At 55.2% G+C, this 16839-nt stretch carries 14 protein-coding genes; 9 read left to right on the top strand and 5 right to left on the bottom strand.

What is annotated here, in order from left to right; all coding sequences use genetic code 11:
• Positions 1-31: 31 nt before the first annotated feature.
• The 4 genes from hisI to BSK21_RS06890 all read left to right on the top strand — a co-directional run bounded on the left by hisI (position 32) and on the right by BSK21_RS06890 (position 5211).
• The gene (hisI, locus tag BSK21_RS06905) at positions 32-391 is read left to right on the top strand and encodes a phosphoribosyl-AMP cyclohydrolase (protein WP_067545202.1); all 360 of its coding nucleotides are present in this window, start codon (positions 32-34) and stop codon (positions 389-391) included.
• Between the two features lie 100 nt (positions 392-491).
• On the top strand, positions 492-1937 hold the full coding sequence (gene guaB / locus BSK21_RS06900; protein ID WP_067545200.1) for an IMP dehydrogenase: 1446 nt from the start codon (positions 492-494) through the stop codon (positions 1935-1937).
• Positions 1937-3085 (top strand): RsmB/NOP family class I SAM-dependent RNA methyltransferase, encoded by a 1149-nt coding sequence (locus BSK21_RS06895; protein WP_067545197.1) that lies wholly within the window; start codon positions 1937-1939, stop codon positions 3083-3085. Before guaB ends, BSK21_RS06895 begins: the two co-directional genes overlap by 1 nt.
• A gap of 413 nt (positions 3086-3498) precedes the next feature.
• A complete protein-coding gene (locus BSK21_RS06890; protein ID WP_367639635.1) occupies positions 3499-5211 on the top strand; it encodes an ATP-binding protein in 1713 nt (570 codons plus the stop codon).
• On the opposite strand, the gene BSK21_RS06885 is transcribed toward BSK21_RS06890, so the two are convergent.
• Together BSK21_RS06885 and BSK21_RS06880 are read right to left on the bottom strand one after the other, a co-directional pair.
• Entirely contained in the window at positions 5208-6179 is a 972-nt protein-coding gene (locus tag BSK21_RS06885; protein ID WP_067545191.1) for a glucokinase, read from the bottom strand. The genes BSK21_RS06890 and BSK21_RS06885 overlap by 4 nt on opposite strands.
• A gap of 89 nt (positions 6180-6268) precedes the next feature.
• Positions 6269-7300 carry a LacI family DNA-binding transcriptional regulator gene (locus BSK21_RS06880; RefSeq protein ID WP_067545188.1) on the bottom strand — a complete coding sequence of 344 codons (1032 nt, stop codon included), beginning with the start codon at positions 7298-7300 and terminating at the stop codon, positions 6269-6271.
• A 254-nt stretch (positions 7301-7554) separates the two neighbouring features.
• Between BSK21_RS06880 and BSK21_RS06875 the strand changes: the two genes are divergently transcribed.
• The 5 genes from BSK21_RS06875 to BSK21_RS06855 all read left to right on the top strand — a co-directional run bounded on the left by BSK21_RS06875 (position 7555) and on the right by BSK21_RS06855 (position 14318).
• Entirely contained in the window at positions 7555-8907 is a 1353-nt protein-coding gene (locus BSK21_RS06875; protein ID WP_067545185.1) for an ABC transporter substrate-binding protein, read from the top strand.
• Positions 8908-8983: 76 nt separating this feature from the next.
• A complete protein-coding gene (locus BSK21_RS06870) occupies positions 8984-10228 on the top strand; it encodes a carbohydrate ABC transporter permease (RefSeq protein ID WP_067545182.1) in 1245 nt (414 codons plus the stop codon).
• Positions 10228-11556, top strand: a complete 1329-nt coding sequence (locus tag BSK21_RS16145) for a carbohydrate ABC transporter permease (protein ID WP_231924648.1) — start codon at positions 10228-10230, stop codon at positions 11554-11556. The genes BSK21_RS06870 and BSK21_RS16145 overlap by 1 nt, the downstream gene beginning before the upstream one ends.
• Before the next feature lie 11 nt (positions 11557-11567).
• Positions 11568-13211, top strand: coding sequence for an alpha-glucosidase (locus BSK21_RS06860; protein WP_067545179.1), 1644 nt, complete (start codon positions 11568-11570; stop codon positions 13209-13211).
• A gap of 15 nt (positions 13212-13226) precedes the next feature.
• Positions 13227-14318: an ABC transporter ATP-binding protein gene (locus BSK21_RS06855; RefSeq protein ID WP_067545176.1), complete on the top strand. Its 1092-nt coding sequence runs from the start codon at positions 13227-13229 to the stop codon at positions 14316-14318.
• A 52-nt stretch (positions 14319-14370) separates the two neighbouring features.
• On the opposite strand, the gene BSK21_RS06850 is transcribed toward BSK21_RS06855, so the two are convergent.
• Genes BSK21_RS06850 through BSK21_RS06840 form a run of 3 tightly spaced genes read right to left on the bottom strand, consistent with a single transcriptional unit; the run spans position 14371 to position 16684 of the window.
• On the bottom strand, positions 14371-15423 hold the full coding sequence (locus tag BSK21_RS06850) for a methyltetrahydrofolate cobalamin methyltransferase (RefSeq protein WP_067545173.1): 1053 nt from the start codon (positions 15421-15423) through the stop codon (positions 14371-14373).
• Positions 15424-15434: 11 nt separating this feature from the next.
• Complete coding sequence (locus BSK21_RS06845) at positions 15435-16361, bottom strand: 5,10-methylenetetrahydrofolate reductase (protein ID WP_067545170.1); 927 nt, start codon at positions 16359-16361, stop codon at positions 15435-15437.
• 26 nt (positions 16362-16387) lie between these two features.
• The gene (locus BSK21_RS06840; protein ID WP_067545167.1) at positions 16388-16684 is read right to left on the bottom strand and encodes a virulence factor; all 297 of its coding nucleotides are present in this window, start codon (positions 16682-16684) and stop codon (positions 16388-16390) included.
• Positions 16685-16839 lie beyond the last annotated feature (155 nt).

Here is a 16839-nt window from a genome sequence, read left to right as displayed (position 1 = left end):
CGCGAACCGCGACAGCAATAGGATACCTGCGATGAAATTCGATCCATCCCTTCTAAAGTATGATGATCGCGGACTTATTCCTGCGATTGCGCAGGATGTGGAAACTGGCGACGTGCTGATGATGGCGTGGATGAACGCTGAGGCTGTTGCAAAAACTCTTGAGACGGGGAAGGTCACATACTGGTCGAGGTCCCGCCAATCGTTCTGGATCAAGGGCGAAACCTCTGGCCACCATCAAGAACTGGTGGATTTCACCTTTGACTGTGACAACGACTGCATTTTGGTCAAAGTGCGCCAGACGGGTCCTGCCTGCCACACCAACCGTCGGTCGTGTTTCTACACAGCTGTCCGCGATGGTGAGACGGTCGAACTGATGACACCGATGGCCTGACACGCATTTTTGCGGTCATTCTCGGGCCTTTGCCCTTTTCCCCGTGGCGCATCCATGTAATAGGGAAACGCCAAACGAAGCTATTCCATGGAGCACCCTGATGGAGATTCGCGAGGCCCTCACTTTCGACGACGTACTACTGGTTCCAGCGGCCTCATCGGTGCTGCCGGCAACTGCTGATACGCGCACTTTTGTGACACGTGGGATCAAAATGAACATCCCGCTTTTGTCCTCTGCAATGGACACTGTTACTGAGGCACGTATGGCGATCGCGATGGCGCAAGCGGGCGGTATCGGCGTAATCCACAAGAACCTGTCGTCCGAAGAACAAGCACGCGAAGTGCGCCGTGTGAAACGCTTTGAATCTGGCGTTGTTTACAACCCCGTTACGCTTCGCCCCGATCAGTCGCTCGCCGATGCAAAGGCGTTGGTGGAGCGGTATAACTTCACTGGTTTCCCCGTTGTTGATGAAAAAGGCCACGTTGTTGGCATCGTGACAAACCGCGACATGCGCTTTGCCTCTGAAGAGACAACGCTCGTCTCTGAAATGATGACCTTCGACAACCTCGCCGTTCTACGCGAACCTGTTGATCGGGACGCTGCCATCGACATGATGAAACAGCGCCGCATCGAAAAACTGTTGGTCACTGACGGAAACGGCAAACTGACTGGTCTTTTGACGCTCAAAGACACCGAGAAATCGGTGCTGAACCCAACCGCATGCAAAGATGAGCTCGGTCGCCTTCGTGTGGCTGCGGCGACCTCTGTTGGTGACGCTGGTTTTGAACGGTCGATGATGCTGATCGATGCGGGCGTCGATATCGTTGTTGTCGATACCGCACACGGCCACTCTGCGGGTGTTCTCGATGCCGTGCGGCGCATCAAAGCGGAAAGCAATGTCCAAATCATCGCTGGTAACGTCGCGACCGCTGACGCAACAAAGGCATTGATCGACGCTGGTGCTGATGCTGTCAAGGTTGGCATTGGACCGGGTTCGATCTGCACCACCCGCATGGTTGCTGGCGTCGGTGTGCCGCAGCTCACCGCGATCAACGATTGTGCCAAAGCGGCAGGAGATGTGCCTGTCATCGCTGACGGCGGTATCAAGTTCTCTGGCGACTTCGCCAAAGCGATCGCAGCAGGTGCATCCTGTGCGATGGTCGGCTCGATGATCGCAGGCACCGATGAATCCCCAGGTGAGGTGATCCTGTATCAAGGCCGTTCGTTCAAATCCTACCGTGGTATGGGGTCGCTCGGCGCGATGGCGCGTGGTTCGGCGGACCGTTACTTCCAAAAAGACGCGGCAAACGACAAGCTCGTCCCCGAAGGTATCGAAGGTCAGGTTCCATACAAAGGATCCGTTGCAACGGTTCTGCATCAGATGGTTGGCGGTCTTCGTGCTGCGATGGGCTACACGGGGAACGCCACCGTCGCTGAGATGAATAAGAACTGTTCTTTCGTTAAAATCACTGGCGCAGGTCTGAAAGAGTCGCATGTGCACGACGTTCAGATCACCCGTGAAAGCCCGAACTACCGGATCGGCTGATGACACCGGCGGCCCGCGTTGCTGCGGCGATTGAGGTTTTGGATAAAATCCAAGGGGGGCAGCCTGCTGAGGCTGCCCTGATCGCATGGGCGCGCGGGTCGCGCTTTGCGGGATCTAAAGATCGTGCGGCCATTCGTGACCATGTATTCGATGTTCTCCGTCGTTGGCGGAGCACAGCTGCCCTCGGTGGCGCTGAAACGGGTCGTGGTCGGATGATCGGCCTTTTGCGTCAGCAGGGCGCTGATCTGTCTGATGTGTTTTCGGGTGAAGGACATGCGCCGCAGCGCTTGTCTGACGACGAACTGACCTATACGCCGTCCGCAATGTCGCCAGACGCCCAAGCGGACTGGCCAGAATGGCTTTGGCCGCAGTTGGTGACCGATTTCGGGGACGATGCGCAGAGCATCGCAGTCGCACAACAAGACCGCGCACAGGTTTTCCTGCGCGTAAACCGTTTGCGTAGCACGGTTGAAAAGGTCCTCAGCGCTCTGCAATCCGACGACATCGACGCCCATGCGCATCCTGATGTCGAGGGCGCGATTGTCGTCACGGGCAATGCGCGCCGTATACAACAAACGCGGCTTTGGGATGACGGGCATATCGAACTTCAAGACGCCGCATCGCAAATGGCCATCGAACGTTTGGGCGTAACTGCTGATCAAACCGTTTTGGACTATTGCGCGGGCGGCGGTGGTAAGTCCCTCGCTCTCGCCGCGTTTGGCGCTCAAGTGACAGCCCATGACGCCGACGTTGGACGGATGAAAGATATTCCCGCCCGCGCTGCGCGCGCTGGAACTCGCATTAAAACCACGAACCGACCGAACGGGATTTTTGATCTCGTTCTCTGCGATGCACCATGCAGTGGAAGTGGGACGTGGCGTCGGACCCCCGATGCAAAATGGCGTCTGACTGAGAGCCGTTTGACAGAGCTAACCAAGATACAACGGTCGATTTTAGAAACTGCGATGACACATGTCGGGCAGGGTGGTCGTTTGGCTTATGCAACCTGTTCTGTTCTCAGCGTTGAAAATCGTAAGGTCATTGATGGGTTCCTCGCCGATCATCCAGAGTGGGCCGTCGTTGACGAAATGCAATTGCGTCCAACCGAACAACACGACGGTTTTTACCTGGTAAGCCTATCGCGATAACCACTAAAGGTTGTATTGGATCCTGCTTCGCGCCACAGTCATTCTCGTATTAAGGGTGCGTTAACCAAGTTTTGACATGGTGCACCCGATCATTAGGAGAATTCGGTGTGCACACAGGTTCCGCACGCATTGATGGACCCCTTGGGCTATTCGCTTTGGCGTCTATTGCAATACTCTCAATCTCTTTGGCTGGCTGGGTCACTGAGCCGAAGGTAACATTGTTCGGGTACCTATGCGGCGGTGCGATAGGTTTAACCGTCATTTTTATGGGTATTTGGAGTGCATTAAGGCGGTATGCGCAGCGTCGTACCTTGGCGACAATAGCGCCAATTGTATCGGCGAGCGAACCGACGTGGGTGATTGGGATAGACGGTTCGATTAAGCATTCGAACATGGCCGCGCAATCAATTGACGTGTCCCAGATATTTGCGAGCCCTACTGCGACGATTTTGCGTCTGAACGCTGAGGCTCGTCAGCTTGGGCGCGCTCATCATGAATTTCTACTTAAGGGTGTTCCCGCGCAGTTTTCAGCGACGTCTCTGCCAGAGAACTTGTTCCTATGGACCCTTACGACCGAACGCGGTGTGAAATGGGCCGATAACGTAAATCGAACCGAAGTTGACCAGAGTAGCCTCGCCGATTTTGGGGAACTCGATGCCCTGCCTGTACCGATCCTCAAGGTCGCACAAACCGGAGAAATCCTGTTCGCCAACCAAGAAGCCCGAACGCTATTAGGTGGGCAGATCACCGATGGCACGCGGCTGTCTGATCGGCTCGAGGGGCTAGGGCGTCCGATTACAGATTGGCTGGCTGATGTCGCGGCTTTGCGAAGCCTTAACACCCGCGAATTCTTGCGAGGGAAAGGTGATCGGCAGGACTTCTTTGTGCAGGTTGCGCTGCACCCAACGGGACGCGAGCCTGATAGCCCGTTGATTGCGGTTCTGAACGACATGACAGAATTCAAATCGCTCGAAGCGCAGTTTGTTCAGAGCCAAAAGATGCAAGCCATTGGTCAGCTCGCTGGTGGTGTGGCGCATGATTTTAATAATTTATTAACTGCAATTTCAGGGCATTGCGAGTTGCTCTTAATGAGACGAGGGGAGGGTGACGCGGATTTCGACGATCTAAGTCAGATCAAAGAAAATGCGACCCGTGCGGCAGGTTTGGTATCTCAGCTCCTCGCATTTTCACGTAAGCAGACGTTGCTCCCCGAGGTCTTTGATCTGTCAGGTGTTCTCATGAACATGACGCAATTGCTGGATCGTCTTGTCGGCGAACGTATCAAGTTGGTTTTGTCACAAGAGGACAATCTCTACCCCATTCGTGCCGATAAACGACAGCTCGAACAGGTTATTATGAACCTTGTTGTGAACGCGCGGGATGCGATGCCGGGTGGCGGGCACATTCGGGTTGAAAGTCAGAACGTGACGCTGGCGGAGCGGCTGGAACGGGATCACGCGCGTCTGCCCGCTGGAAATTACGTGCTAATCAAGGTGATTGATGAAGGCCATGGAATTCCGCCCGAAAAAATCGGAAAGATCTTTGAGCCGTTCTACACGACCAAGAAGCCTGGCGAAGGCACTGGGCTGGGGCTTTCGACGGCATATGGGATTGTGAAGCAATCAGGCGGGTTTATCTTCGTTGAAAGCGAACCCGATGTTGGGTCGATATTCTCACTCTATTTTCCGCATTTCGACGGTGCGGTGACAGACACGCAACACCTCCAAGTCACAGAAAAGCCGAGGACTGCACCACGCAAAGGCGTTGTATTGCTCGTCGAGGACGAAGCCCCAGTGCGCGCCTTTGCGACGCGTGCCTTGCAGATGAAAGGACTTACCGTGTTGGAGGCCGAAAACGGCGAGGAGGCTCTGACGCTACTTGAAGATCCCGAATTGGTCGTCGATGTCTTTGTGTCAGATGTGGTGATGCCCGGCATAGACGGGCCAACTTGGGTCAAAGAGGCGCGTAAAATGCGCCCCAAGACCCGCGTTGTGTTCGTTTCTGGCTACGCAGAAGATGCCTTTACCGACCATCTTGCGGATGTCGGGCCGTCTGTATTTCTGACGAAGCCGTTTTCGCTGGCTGATCTCACACGCACCGTTGAGGCAGAGCTCGCGGCACGTTAACCGAAATGCGAAACGAGGTGCGCTGCACAGCCTGTCAGAGCGGCATAGTCGTCCTCGATCACGTGCACGGTGAAGTTGCTCATGAAGCCCGCAAAGCGACCCTTATCGCGGAACGCAGTGTCGAATCCGAACCGATCAAGGTAGGGTTTGAATGCGCGCGCTACACCACCTGACAGATAGACGCCGCCAAAGGGCAGGTGGATCAGTGACAAGTTCCCAGCCACGGTGCCCAGAATACGGGTGAACTGCTGGGCGGCTGCTATGGCGCGAGGGTCGCTGCCATCGGCGCAAGCGGTCATGATTTCAGCGGCGCTCTTTTCAACAGGTGTTCCGTCCTCTTGTCCCAGCCACATGTAAACGCGCTCTAGGCCACGACCAGAGAGAACGTCCTCGACCGCGGGGAAACCATGTGCGTTCGAGACGAAATTGCACAACCGAAGTTCTGCGTCGGTGCGAATGGGCAGGTTTGCGTGACCAGCCTCAGACGGGGTAACAAGCCGACCAGAGTCAGTTTCAAAAACAGGTGCACAGTTAAATCCAGTGCCGACGCCGATCACGAGTTTTGCAGCGTGTTCATTCCCTTTGGCACCATCCAGAACGATCGGAACATTGGCATCGTCGATATAACCAATCGCATGACCTTGCGCCTGTAAGTCATTTAGAATGGCTACATTTTCGGCCTGAGTTGCGCGGGCAAGGGTGGGCTTGTCGATCGTCCAATCGAGGTTGGTCATCGTCGCTTTGCCATCGCGAACGGGCCCAGCTACGGCCACACAAGCGGCCTTGGGATCAACGCCATTTTCGTCTTTGACGTATTGCCGGATCACCGTCTCCAGCCCTGGGAAATCGGCGTTCGAATAGCGTCGGATTGTTTCGGGCAGGATTGTTCGACCATCAGCCAATGCCACACGGGTATTGGTGCCGCCAATGTCAGCGACGAGTGAAAGCGTATCAACCGGATGAGCCATAGGGCACCTTTTCTAGGACGAGATGTGAGCGACTGCGTTCCCGCGTTCGCTGCTTTTAGTGTTCAAAGCGATTAAGCTGCAAGTTTGAATTAAGCCCGAACGAGTGCTGGACCTGTGGACTGACCCAAAACCAATTCGGCTTCAAAGAGGACAGTTTCAGGATCGCGGGTCGGATCATTGATCATTTGCAGCAGGATTTCTGCGGACTTTCGGCCTGCCTCACGAACAGAGGATCGCGTAGCCGTAAAGATGGGTACGTCAGCGCCGTTCCTCAGGTAGGACAACACGTCGTCGTGGGTGACGACAGACACGTCCTTGCCCATGATCAATCCACGTTCCTCAATTGCGCGACGCACACCCAGAGCGCAGATCATCGACGAAACAAGGAACGCCGTCGGTGGGTTGGGCTGGCTGAGCAGGGTCGCTGTCGTGTCATGCGCGAACAGTTCGGTCATTTCGTGGCTGCACATCAGTATGGGGTCGGGAGTGAGGCCGCGGTTGTAGTGCGCGGCCTCATAGCCCTCGCGACGACGGAACGCGAAATCCATCCTCTCGAGGCCATTAATCAAAGCAATTCTACGGTGACCGAGATCGAGCAAAAGTTCGGTGGCACGTTCAAACGCACGACGGTTATTCATATCGACCCAAGAATAGGGATCGACCGCATTGGTGGCGCGTCCATGCACGACGAATGGTAAACCGATCTTTTTCAAGAGGGGAATACGGGGTTCATCCATTAGCGGTCCGTGGACCACAACGCCATCGACAGATCCCCGAGATTTGATCTGACGATAAGCGGCTTCCTCGTTGTTATCTTCGACGAGGGTCAGAACCATGTCGTAGCCTTCACGGGAATAAACTTCGCCTGCGCCCGCGATAAAGTCGCCGAACACAGGGTTCACCATCTCATGCTTGGTCGACACAGGGATAACGTGACCAATCGCCATCGTGCGACCCGTGGCGAGGCTGCGGGCACGTGTGTTAGGGCGGTAGTTGTGCTCTTCTGCAGCGCGGCGAACCTTTTCGCGCGTTTCTTCGGAAACCTCGGGGTAGCCGTTCAATGCGCGACTCACCGTGGTTTGGCTCAATCCGAGTTTTGTGGACAGCTCTTTGAGGTTCATTCGGTTTCCAAAGCGGTTTTAAATTTTAAAGCAGAGACTATCTGCGCTGCCTATTAACGTCAATTTAATGTGTATTTCTTAATTTTCTGCAGTTGCGAAGGTGATTTTGGGTCTGTTAGCGCTATATTGGTGAATCATTGACAGAGCCTTTTTAATGAGGCAATCGTATGATCAATCAAACCGCTTTGGATGACTTTGACAGGCGGAATTGATCACATTCAAATCGCCGAGAGGCGGACTTGGGAGGAGAAACCATGAAGAAATTTTACACTGGTGCTGCTGTTATTGCGCTGACTGCCACGATGGCTCACGCTGATGCGCACCTGATTTTCGCTGAGGGCGAGGGTGCATTCAGCTGGGACAGCTATGCTGATTTCGCTGCTGGCCACGACTACGCTGGTCAGACAGTGACCATCTCTGGTCCGTGGATGTCGCCAGAAGCTGACTACTTCAACAACATGGTTGCATACTTCGAAGCAGCAACAGGCGCAGACGTATCCTACGTTGGTTCCGACAGCTTTGAACAGCAGATCGTAATCGACGTTGAAGCAGGCGCTGCACCGAACCTTGCAGTGTTCCCGCAGCCGGGTCTTGCTGCGTCGCTCGCAAGCCAAGGCAAACTGTCCCCGCTCGGTTCTGATGCACGTCAGTGGGTTCTGGACAACTACGCGGCTGGTCAGTCTTGGGTTGACCTCGGCACCTATGACAACGCTGGTGCTGGCGACGACTTCTTTGGCTTCTTCTTCAACGTGAACCTGAAGTCGCTCGTTTGGTACGTCCCCGAGAACTTCGAAGACGCTGGTTACGAAGTCCCAACCTCGATGGAAGAGCTCAAAGCACTGACAGATCAGATTGTTGCTGACGGTGGCACCCCGTGGTGTATCGGTCTGGGTTCGGGCGCAGCGACTGGCTGGCCGGCAACTGACTGGGTCGAAGACCTGATGCTCCGCACTCAGCCTGCATCGGTTTACGACGCATGGACCACAAACGAACTGCCGTTCAATTCGCCTGAAGTTATCGGTGCGATCGAAGAGTTCGGGGCATTCGCGAAGAACGACGCATATGTTGCAGGTGGCGCTGGCGCTGTTGCAACCACCGACTTCCGTGACAGCCCGAAAGGCCTGTTCGACGCTCCGCCGGCTTGCTACATGCACCGTCAGGCTTCGTTCATTCCTGCGTTCTTCCCAGAAGGCACCGAAGTGGGCACCGATGCTGACTTCTTCTACTTCCCGTCTTACGCGGACAAAGACCTCGGCAACCCAGTTCTGGGCGGCGGTACTCTGATGGCTGTGACCAACGCGTCTGACGCGACAACTGGCTTCATGGAATTCCTGCAGACCCCGTTTGCACAAGAAGTCATGATGGCTCAGGGTGGCTTCCTCACACCGCACCTCGGCGTGAACAACGATGCATACGCATCGGCAGCGCTGAAATCGCAAGGTGAGATCCTTCAGGGCGCAACCACCTTCCGCTTTGACGGTTCCGACCTGATGCCGGGCGCTGTTGGCGCAGGTTCGTTCTGGACCGGCATGGTTGACTACGTGGGCGGCGCTTCTGCAGAAGACGTTGCAAACGCGATCCAGACTTCGTGGGACGCAATTAAGTAATCATCGCCAGATGATCTATGGGGCAACCTTTGCGTAAGGTTGCCCCTATTTTCTACCGCTCAGGGGAGGGGCTGCCATGAGTCCGGCGTTACAGGGTTTAATCACCATTTTTATCGGCGTTGGCGGCTGTTTGGCCTATTTCTACGGCTCGAACATCTTTCTCGATAAGGTTCTTTTCCCAGCTAAAGGTGCTGACGCAGGGCGCAACATCAATCGCGCCAATATGGTTCGCCCGTGGCTGTTTCTGATGCCTGCGCTCTTGGCGCTGGGGCTTTACCTCGCTTATCCCGTTGTCGAAACGTTCCGTTTGTCGCTGAGCGAACGCCTGCCGGGCGGGGCCTCCCAATACGTTGGTTTTGACAACTACCGCCGCATGTTTGCCGAAGATAAATTCTGGGAAGCGATGCGGAACAACCTTCTTTGGCTTCTCATTGTACCAGCCGCTGCAACGGCTCTGGGACTGTTGGTCGCGCAACTGACCGACCGTATCAAATGGGGCAGCTTTGCCAAATCCCTGATCTTTATGCCGATGGCGATTTCCTTCGTTGGCGCGGCTGTGATCTTTAAACTGATCTACGATGCACGTCCTGCGGATCAGAACCAAATCGGTATCTTGAACGCGCTTTGGCTGCAGTTCGATGGCGGTTTCGGCTCGATCCTGATCCTACGCGTCGTTCCCGCCCTGATGTTCGCAGGTTTCGCCGCTGTTGTTGGCTATGCCGCCTACCTTGTCGGTCGTCCGATTGTGAAACCTGCCTCTCATGTGGTCGAAGGGATTGCCTTCAAGCTCATGCGTGTCGTCGGTGCGGTTCTGCTGGCTTGGGTTGCTGTTCTATCGGCGCTTAACGTGATTGATAGCGCGACCCTTGCGATGCCTTATGGCGAACAGCAAACTTGGCTGACCATTCCGTTCTGGAACAACTTTTTCCTGATGGTCGTACTGATCTGGATTCAGACGGGATTTGCTATGGTGATCCTCTCGGCGGCGCTTCGTGGTATTCCCGAAGATACGATTGAGGCTGCGATCATAGACGGTGCGAACCCGTTCCAGATTTTCTTCAAGATTAAAGTTCCTCAAATCATGAACACGATTGTTGTGGTTTGGACGACCATTACCATCGTTGTGCTGAAGGTGTTCGATATCGTGTTCGCGATGACCAACGGTCAGTGGGAGACGCAGGTTCTCGCCAACTACATGTATGACAAACTCTTCCGCTCGAACGACTGGGGCGTAGGGTCGGCCTCTGCCATGATCATCATGTTGCTCGTCACGCCGATCCTCGTTTGGAACGTCTATAATGCTCGCAAGGAGATGCGCTGATGGACAACATCGCAGGCACCAAATCCTCGCTCAATTGGGCGGTCCATATTTCAGTCGTTCTTCTGGTCGTGCTGTGGATTTTCCCGACCGTTGGTCTGTTCGTGTCGTCCTTCCGTACGGCGGATCAGATTTCAACCTCTGGCTGGTGGAAAGCTCTCTTCCCGAGCGAGCAGAGCCTGACGTTGCGCGCCGCCGACCCAGATGAGTTCGCCGTTCAGCAGGCGGATGGGTCTTGGGTCGTATCGGGCAATCTATTTGACGGCGGGACTGAGGCAGAAATTTCCCGCTGGGGTTCATCTTCGCGTGACATTTCCGCTTATGCAGCGGGTGAGGCTGCTGATCTGGGTGATGGAGAAAGCTTTGCGGTTGAGGCGAACGGGGACTACATTTGGTCGTCTGCGGAACAACCCTCGGGCCGTGGCCAGCGCGTATTTGTGACGGCTGTGACGCCGCCAGAATTTACTCTTGAAAACTATGACACTGTGCTTGGGCAGGGTGTTGTTCAATCGCTCCTCGTTTATGTTGTGGCTGCAGTTATCGTGGGCAGCGTGGCTGGATTTTCCGCACGTGCGCTGCGTCCCGATCACACGCGGTCAGCCGTCATCGTGTTTGGATTTGGCACTCTGATCCTGCTGTCGGTCATTTTTGGCCTCGGCACGGGGCAAGGTGGCGGGCAGGCCAGTGACGACATGGCAAAGGCGTTCTTCAACACGCTTACCGTGACCATTCCCGCAACGATCATTCCGATCACCATCGCGGCCTTCGCGGCCTATGCTTTGGCATGGATGGATTTCCCTGGTCGAGCGCTTCTGATCGCAGCCATTGTGGGTCTGTTGGTCGTGCCGCTACAGCTCGCGCTGATTCCTCTCCTGCGTCTGCACCTCTCGATTGGGATCGGCAAAGGCTATCTGGGCGTCTGGTTGGCTCACACGGGCTTTGGTATGCCGCTCGCCATCTATTTGCTGCGCAACTACATGGCCGGCCTTCCGCGGGACATCATCGAAAACGCTCGTGTAGACGGGGCGACCGATTTCCAGATCTTCACTCGTATCATCCTGCCACTGTCATTCCCTGCGCTCGCATCCTTCGCGATCTTCCAGTTCCTGTGGACATGGAATGACCTTCTCGTGGCGCTCGTGTTCCTGATCGATAGCTCGGGTAACACCACCGTTATGACTCGCCAAATCGTAGAGCTCTTGGGCACGCGCGGCGGGAACTGGGAAATTCTTGCGACGGCAGCCTTTGTGTCGATCTCTGTGCCGCTGATCGTCTTCTTCGCTATGCAAAAATACCTCGTGCGAGGCCTCCTCGCCGGGTCCGTGAAATAAGGACTACTGAAATGAGTAAGGCACCGATTGTGTCTAACACGCAGGACAAAGACTGGTGGCGTGGGGCCGTTATTTATCAGATTTATCCCCGCAGCTATCAAGACAGCAACGGAGATGGCATTGGCGATCTCTTGGGCATCGTTCAGCGTCTGCCCTATATCGCGTCGCTCGGCGTTGATGCGATTTGGATTTCGCCGTTCTTTACGTCCCCGATGAAAGACTTCGGTTACGACGTGTCAGATTATTGCGACGTTGATCCGATGTTCGGGTCGCTTGCTGATTTCGACGCGGTTATTGAGACAGCGCATAGCCTCGGCATTCGTGTGATGATCGACCTCGTGTTGTCGCATACGTCGGATGTCCACCCGTGGTTCGTCGAGAGCCGTCAGAGCCGTGATAATGATAAGGCCGATTGGTATGTTTGGTCTGACCCGAAACCAGATGGCACCGCGCCAAACAACTGGTTGTCGATCTTCGGTGGGTCCGCGTGGCAATGGGATGCACGTCGGGAGCAGTATTATCTGCACAACTTCCTTGTGTCGCAGCCCGACTTGAACTTCCACAATCCAAAGGTCCAAGAGGCGCTTTTGGACGTAGGTCGGTTCTGGCTGAACCGTGGCGTTGATGGCTTCCGCCTCGATACCATCAACTTCTACATGCACGATGAGCAGCTTCGCGATAACCCGCCGCTTCCCAAAGAGATGCGTAATGCGACCATCGCGCCATCGGTGAACCCATATAACCACCAAGAGCACCTTTACGATAAGAACCACCCGAAGAACCTTGATTTCCTTCGTAAACTTCGCGCCGTGATGGAGCCTTTTGGCGCCGCTGCGGTAGGTGAAGTCGGTGATGCGCAGCGTGGCCTTGAGATCATGGGTCAATATACTCGTGGCAATGACGTCATGCAGATGTGCTACGCGTTTGAACTGCTGTCTGGTGCGCGTCCTTCGGCGCAATATGTGGCTGACGTTATGTCGAAAGTCGATGAAGTGGCCGCAGATGGCTGGGCATGCTGGGCCTACTCGAACCACGACGTTGTGCGTCATGTCACCCGTTGGGGCCTAACACCTGCTGCATCCCGCCTGTTCACAACGATGATGATGTGCCTGCGTGGGTCGGTTTGTATTTATCAGGGCGAAGAACTGGGTCTGCCAGAGGCCGACGTTGCCTTTGAAGACTTGCAAGATCCTTATGGCATCGAATTCTGGCCCGAATTCAAAGGCCGTGACGGATGCCGCACGCCGATGGTTTGGGAACAGGACAACAGCAGCGGCGGCTTCACCAATGGTAAACCGTGGCTTCCGGTGTCTAGCGAACACCTTGGTCTCTCGGTTGAGCCGCAGGAGAAAGATCCGGCTGGCTTGATCCATCACTACCGCAAAGCCATCGCATTCCGTCATGCCCATGAAGCTCTTAAATCTGGCGCGTCAACACCACTGGAAGTGAACGGCGATATCGTCAGCTTTACTCGATCTGCTGGTGACACGACGATCTATTGCGCGTTCAATATGAGTGACACGCCGTCTGATTTGGCAGCTCCGTCTGGGGAATGGTTGCCAATTGGCGGCGAACTGGGGGGTGCTCATGTTGCGCCCGACGGCGTGCTGCATCTGGGGCCTTGGCAGCCCTATATCGCGCTCAAGCGGACCTAAGGGGAGGGGAAACAGATGGCCGATCTCAAACTTACGGATGTTGCCAAGGTCTACGGTGGCGGTGTTGAGGTTCTAAAGAACATCAACCTCGACATCAAAGAAGGCGAGTTGATCGTTTTCGTTGGCCCATCTGGCTGCGGGAAATCCACGCTTCTTCGCATGATTGCTGGTCTGGAAAAGATCAGCGGGGGCACGCTGGAAATCGGTGGACAGGTCGTGAATGACATTCCGCCCGCACAGCGCGGGATCGCCATGGTGTTCCAATCCTACGCGCTCTATCCACATATGACAGTGCGCGATAACATGTCTTTTGCGCTGAAAATCGCAAAGAAATCTGCGGAAGAGATTGATGCGGCTGTGAACAAAGCCGCCAAGATCCTTCAGTTGGAACCCTATTTGGATCGCCTGCCCAAGGCTCTTTCTGGGGGTCAACGTCAGCGTGTTGCGATTGGTCGTGCGATTGTTCGTGACCCGCAGGTGTATCTTTTTGACGAACCGCTCTCGAACCTAGATGCGGCGCTGCGCGTTGCCACTCGCATTGAGATCGCACAGTTGAAAGAGGCGATGCCTGAATCGACCATGATCTACGTAACCCACGATCAGGTCGAAGCGATGACCCTCGCGTCGCGCATTGTCGTTCTCGCGAACAAAGGGATTGCGCAGGTTGGCACGCCGTTGGAGCTCTATGAGCGGCCAGAGAACGAATTTGTGGCGCAGTTCATTGGTTCTCCTGCCATGAACCTGTTGGCTGGCGAAATCGTGGAAACGGGTGCGCAGACAACGGTAAAACTGGCAACGGGCGGAACGGCTGTTTCTGCGGTGCCGACAAGCACGGCGGATATGGGCCTAAAGGTGAATATCGGTGTCCGTCCAGAGGACATGGTTCCCTGCGACGACTGCGACGCGATTTACACGGGTAAGGTCGATATTCTCGAAGCTTTGGGCGAGGTCACCTTGCTCTATTTTGAAAAGAACGGCGCCGCTGATCCTGTGATCGGGAAGCTACCGGGCATTCATGCGGATATGCGCGGTCAAACGGTCAGCCTACGGGCGGTGCCGGAAAAGGTTCAAATCTTCCACAACGGAAAATCGCTTTATTACCGCTAAACGAAAAACGGGCCCGCGAGGGCCCGTTTCTTTTGGGAGTGTTCCCAGATGATTAGCCGCGACGGCGACCACCGCGACGACGACCGTCGCCTTCAGCGCCAGCAGCCGACGGAGGCTTGTTAAAGCGGATCCAGTCACCACCATGTGCGTCATTGTTGGTCAGCAGGTTGGCTGCGCGGATTGCTTCCATCTCTTTACCCGGACGCGATTGGGTCGAACCCAGACCAGTCAACTGACAGAAGGTTTCGAGATCGATGTCGTCGGGAACGATGATGCCAGCGGCAGCCAGTTCCAGTTTCTTTTCTTCGATCTTCGATGCCGCAACGGGCAGCGCACATGGGTTCATGATCGCTGAGGTCATGCCCGCACCCATTGCCATCGGCAAGAACGCGTTGTTGATGCCGTGACGGTTCGGCAGGCCAAACGAGATGTTCGATGCGCCACAAGTCGTGTTGACGCCCAGTTCTTCACGCAGACGACGGACGAGCGCAAACACTTGGTTCCCAGCAGTAGCCATCGCGCCAATCGGCATAACGAGCGGGTCCACAACGATGTCGTATGCAGGGATGCCGAAATCAGCCGCGCGCTGAACAATTTTCTTTGCGACTTCGAAACGAACGTCTGGGTCTTCGGAAATACCCGTGTCGTCGTTTGAAATAGCAACAACAGGAACATTGTATTTTTTCACGAGCGGCAGAACAAACTCCAGACGCTCTTCTTCACCCGTCACCGAGTTCAAGAGCGGACGACCTTTGGCAGCCTGAAGGCCCGCTTCGAGAGCAGCAGGAACCGAAGAGTCGATGCAGATTGGGCAATCGGTCAGGCCTTGAACCAGTTCGATCATTTTGACCATGAGCGGCGGCTCGGTCTCGTTCGGGTTCGGGTTGGAGTTGTAGACAACGCCAGCGTTGATATCGAGGATGTTCGCGCCTGCAGCAACCTGTGCCAGAGCGTCCTTTTCAACGGTCGAGAAATCGCCTGCTTCGAGTTCAGCAGCCAGTTTCTTGCGGCCCGTAGGGTTAATCCGTTCACCAATCACGCAGAACGGCTGGTCAAAGCCGATAATGGCGGTTTTCGATGCGGATTCGACGATAGTGCGGGTCATACTGACTGTCCTTAGGCTTGATTTACGGGGGTGGCAGCGTCGCCACCATTTTTGATTGCCCATTCGGCGTTGGTCTTAATGCCACCGAGCGGGAAGAAGTGAACCTGTTCAATGTTGAAATCAGGGTTTGCAGCCTTGTGAGCAGCGAGTTCTTCGAGGATATCATTCGGCTCGTAGGGCAGAACGAGTTTGGTCACATCCATCGCGCGTTTTTGCAGGACGCGCAGCGACGAGCCAACGCCGCAAGCAATAGCGAATTTGATCAGGGTCTGAAGTTTTGCCGGACCAGCGATACCGATGTGGATCGGGATATCAACGCCAGCGGCCTTCAGCGCGTTAGCCCATTCGATAACGGGTTGCGCTTCAAAACAGAACTGGGTCGCCATCGCGATTTTCGCGTCGGTGGTTTCCGAAAATTTCTGTTTCCAACGCAGCGCGTCCATGACGTTTTTGTCCGAACCATCGGGGTCGATGTCGCGGTTGCCTTCAGGGTGACCTGCGACATGCAAACGTTTGAACCCAGCGCGATCAAAGATACCTGTCTCAAGGAGTTGCATCGACGAATGGAATTCGCCGACAGGCTGGTCAACGCCTCCTGCGAGGATGAGACCTTGGTTCACGCCAGCCTCAGAGGAATAGCGGTTCACCCAATCTTCGAGCGTTGCCGCGTCTTTGATGATGCGGGCAGGGAAGTGCGGCATCGGGTCAAAGCCTTCGTCGCGCAGACGGGCCGCAGTTGCCACCATGTCTTCGATCGGTGTGCCATCGATATGCGCGATGTAGACGCGTGTGCCAGCAGGCAGCAGGTCGCGGAAGTTTTCAACCTTCTCAGCAGTGCGTGGCATAACTTCGATCGAGTAACCTTGGAGGAATGCTTCCAGATCGGCAGAAGCCGTGGTTACAGAGTCTTTTTTACGCATAAACGGAAGCAGTGCCATGATGGCCTCCTTAAAAGAGCGGGTGGTCACGCGTGACCTTTGTTTTCGATAAGCGCCCGAAGACGCTCTGGTGTGTATTCGGCATCGAGACGGGCAGCTTCGGCATTTGCGACCTCTGCATCGTCACCTTCGACAGAGTAGGGCTCTGCCTTGCGCCATTCCGAGAGGTAATCATCAGTTCCCGCCATATCCGCTTTCATCGCGGCGCGGTCGATCGCTTGTTCAAACCGTTCGGGCAATTGCACTTTGTGTCCGCGGCGACCTTTGCCGACGATGACCTGCGCAGGAATATCGCGCCAGTAAACGATAGTGACATCTGCCATTTGTGATTCCCTGTTCCTCTTAGTGTTCTTCATACGCTCGGCATTTTCCGACACGAGGTCGGTTTTCGACATGCTGCCACTTTCCTGCGACTAGGTTTCGTCCAGAGAGGCTTGCGCGGCGCCGCGCGGGGGCATAGGTTGGAGTTAACTTGAAA

Origin of the sequence: Marivivens sp. JLT3646 (genome assembly GCF_001908835.1) — a bacterium.
Classification (GTDB): domain Bacteria; phylum Pseudomonadota; class Alphaproteobacteria; order Rhodobacterales; family Rhodobacteraceae; genus Marivivens; species Marivivens geojensis.
Note: the sequence above shows the minus strand (reverse complement) of the source record. Positions and strands in the feature narration are given on the sequence as shown.

Excerpts from the sequence above, each read along its gene's own strand:
- hisI (WP_067545202.1), top strand. The coding sequence starts at position 32 with ATGAAATTCGATCCATCCCTTCTAAAGTATGATGATCGCGGACTTATT.
- guaB (WP_067545200.1), top strand. The coding sequence starts at position 492 with ATGGAGATTCGCGAGGCCCTCACTTTCGACGACGTACTACTGGTTCCA.
- BSK21_RS06895 (WP_067545197.1), top strand. The coding sequence starts at position 1,937 with ATGACACCGGCGGCCCGCGTTGCTGCGGCGATTGAGGTTTTGGATAAA.
- BSK21_RS06885 (WP_067545191.1), bottom strand. The coding sequence starts at position 6,179 with ATGGCTCATCCGGTTGATACGCTTTCACTCGTCGCTGACATTGGCGGC.
- BSK21_RS06880 (WP_067545188.1), bottom strand. The coding sequence starts at position 7,300 with ATGAACCTCAAAGAGCTGTCCACAAAACTCGGATTGAGCCAAACCACG.
- BSK21_RS06875 (WP_067545185.1), top strand. The coding sequence starts at position 7,555 with ATGAAGAAATTTTACACTGGTGCTGCTGTTATTGCGCTGACTGCCACG.
- BSK21_RS06870 (WP_067545182.1), top strand. The coding sequence starts at position 8,984 with ATGAGTCCGGCGTTACAGGGTTTAATCACCATTTTTATCGGCGTTGGC.
- BSK21_RS16145 (WP_231924648.1), top strand. The coding sequence starts at position 10,228 with ATGGACAACATCGCAGGCACCAAATCCTCGCTCAATTGGGCGGTCCAT.
- BSK21_RS06860 (WP_067545179.1), top strand. The coding sequence starts at position 11,568 with ATGAGTAAGGCACCGATTGTGTCTAACACGCAGGACAAAGACTGGTGG.
- BSK21_RS06855 (WP_067545176.1), top strand. The coding sequence starts at position 13,227 with ATGGCCGATCTCAAACTTACGGATGTTGCCAAGGTCTACGGTGGCGGT.
- BSK21_RS06850 (WP_067545173.1), bottom strand. The coding sequence starts at position 15,423 with ATGACCCGCACTATCGTCGAATCCGCATCGAAAACCGCCATTATCGGC.
- BSK21_RS06845 (WP_067545170.1), bottom strand. The coding sequence starts at position 16,361 with ATGGCACTGCTTCCGTTTATGCGTAAAAAAGACTCTGTAACCACGGCT.
- BSK21_RS06840 (WP_067545167.1), bottom strand. The coding sequence starts at position 16,684 with ATGGCAGATGTCACTATCGTTTACTGGCGCGATATTCCTGCGCAGGTC.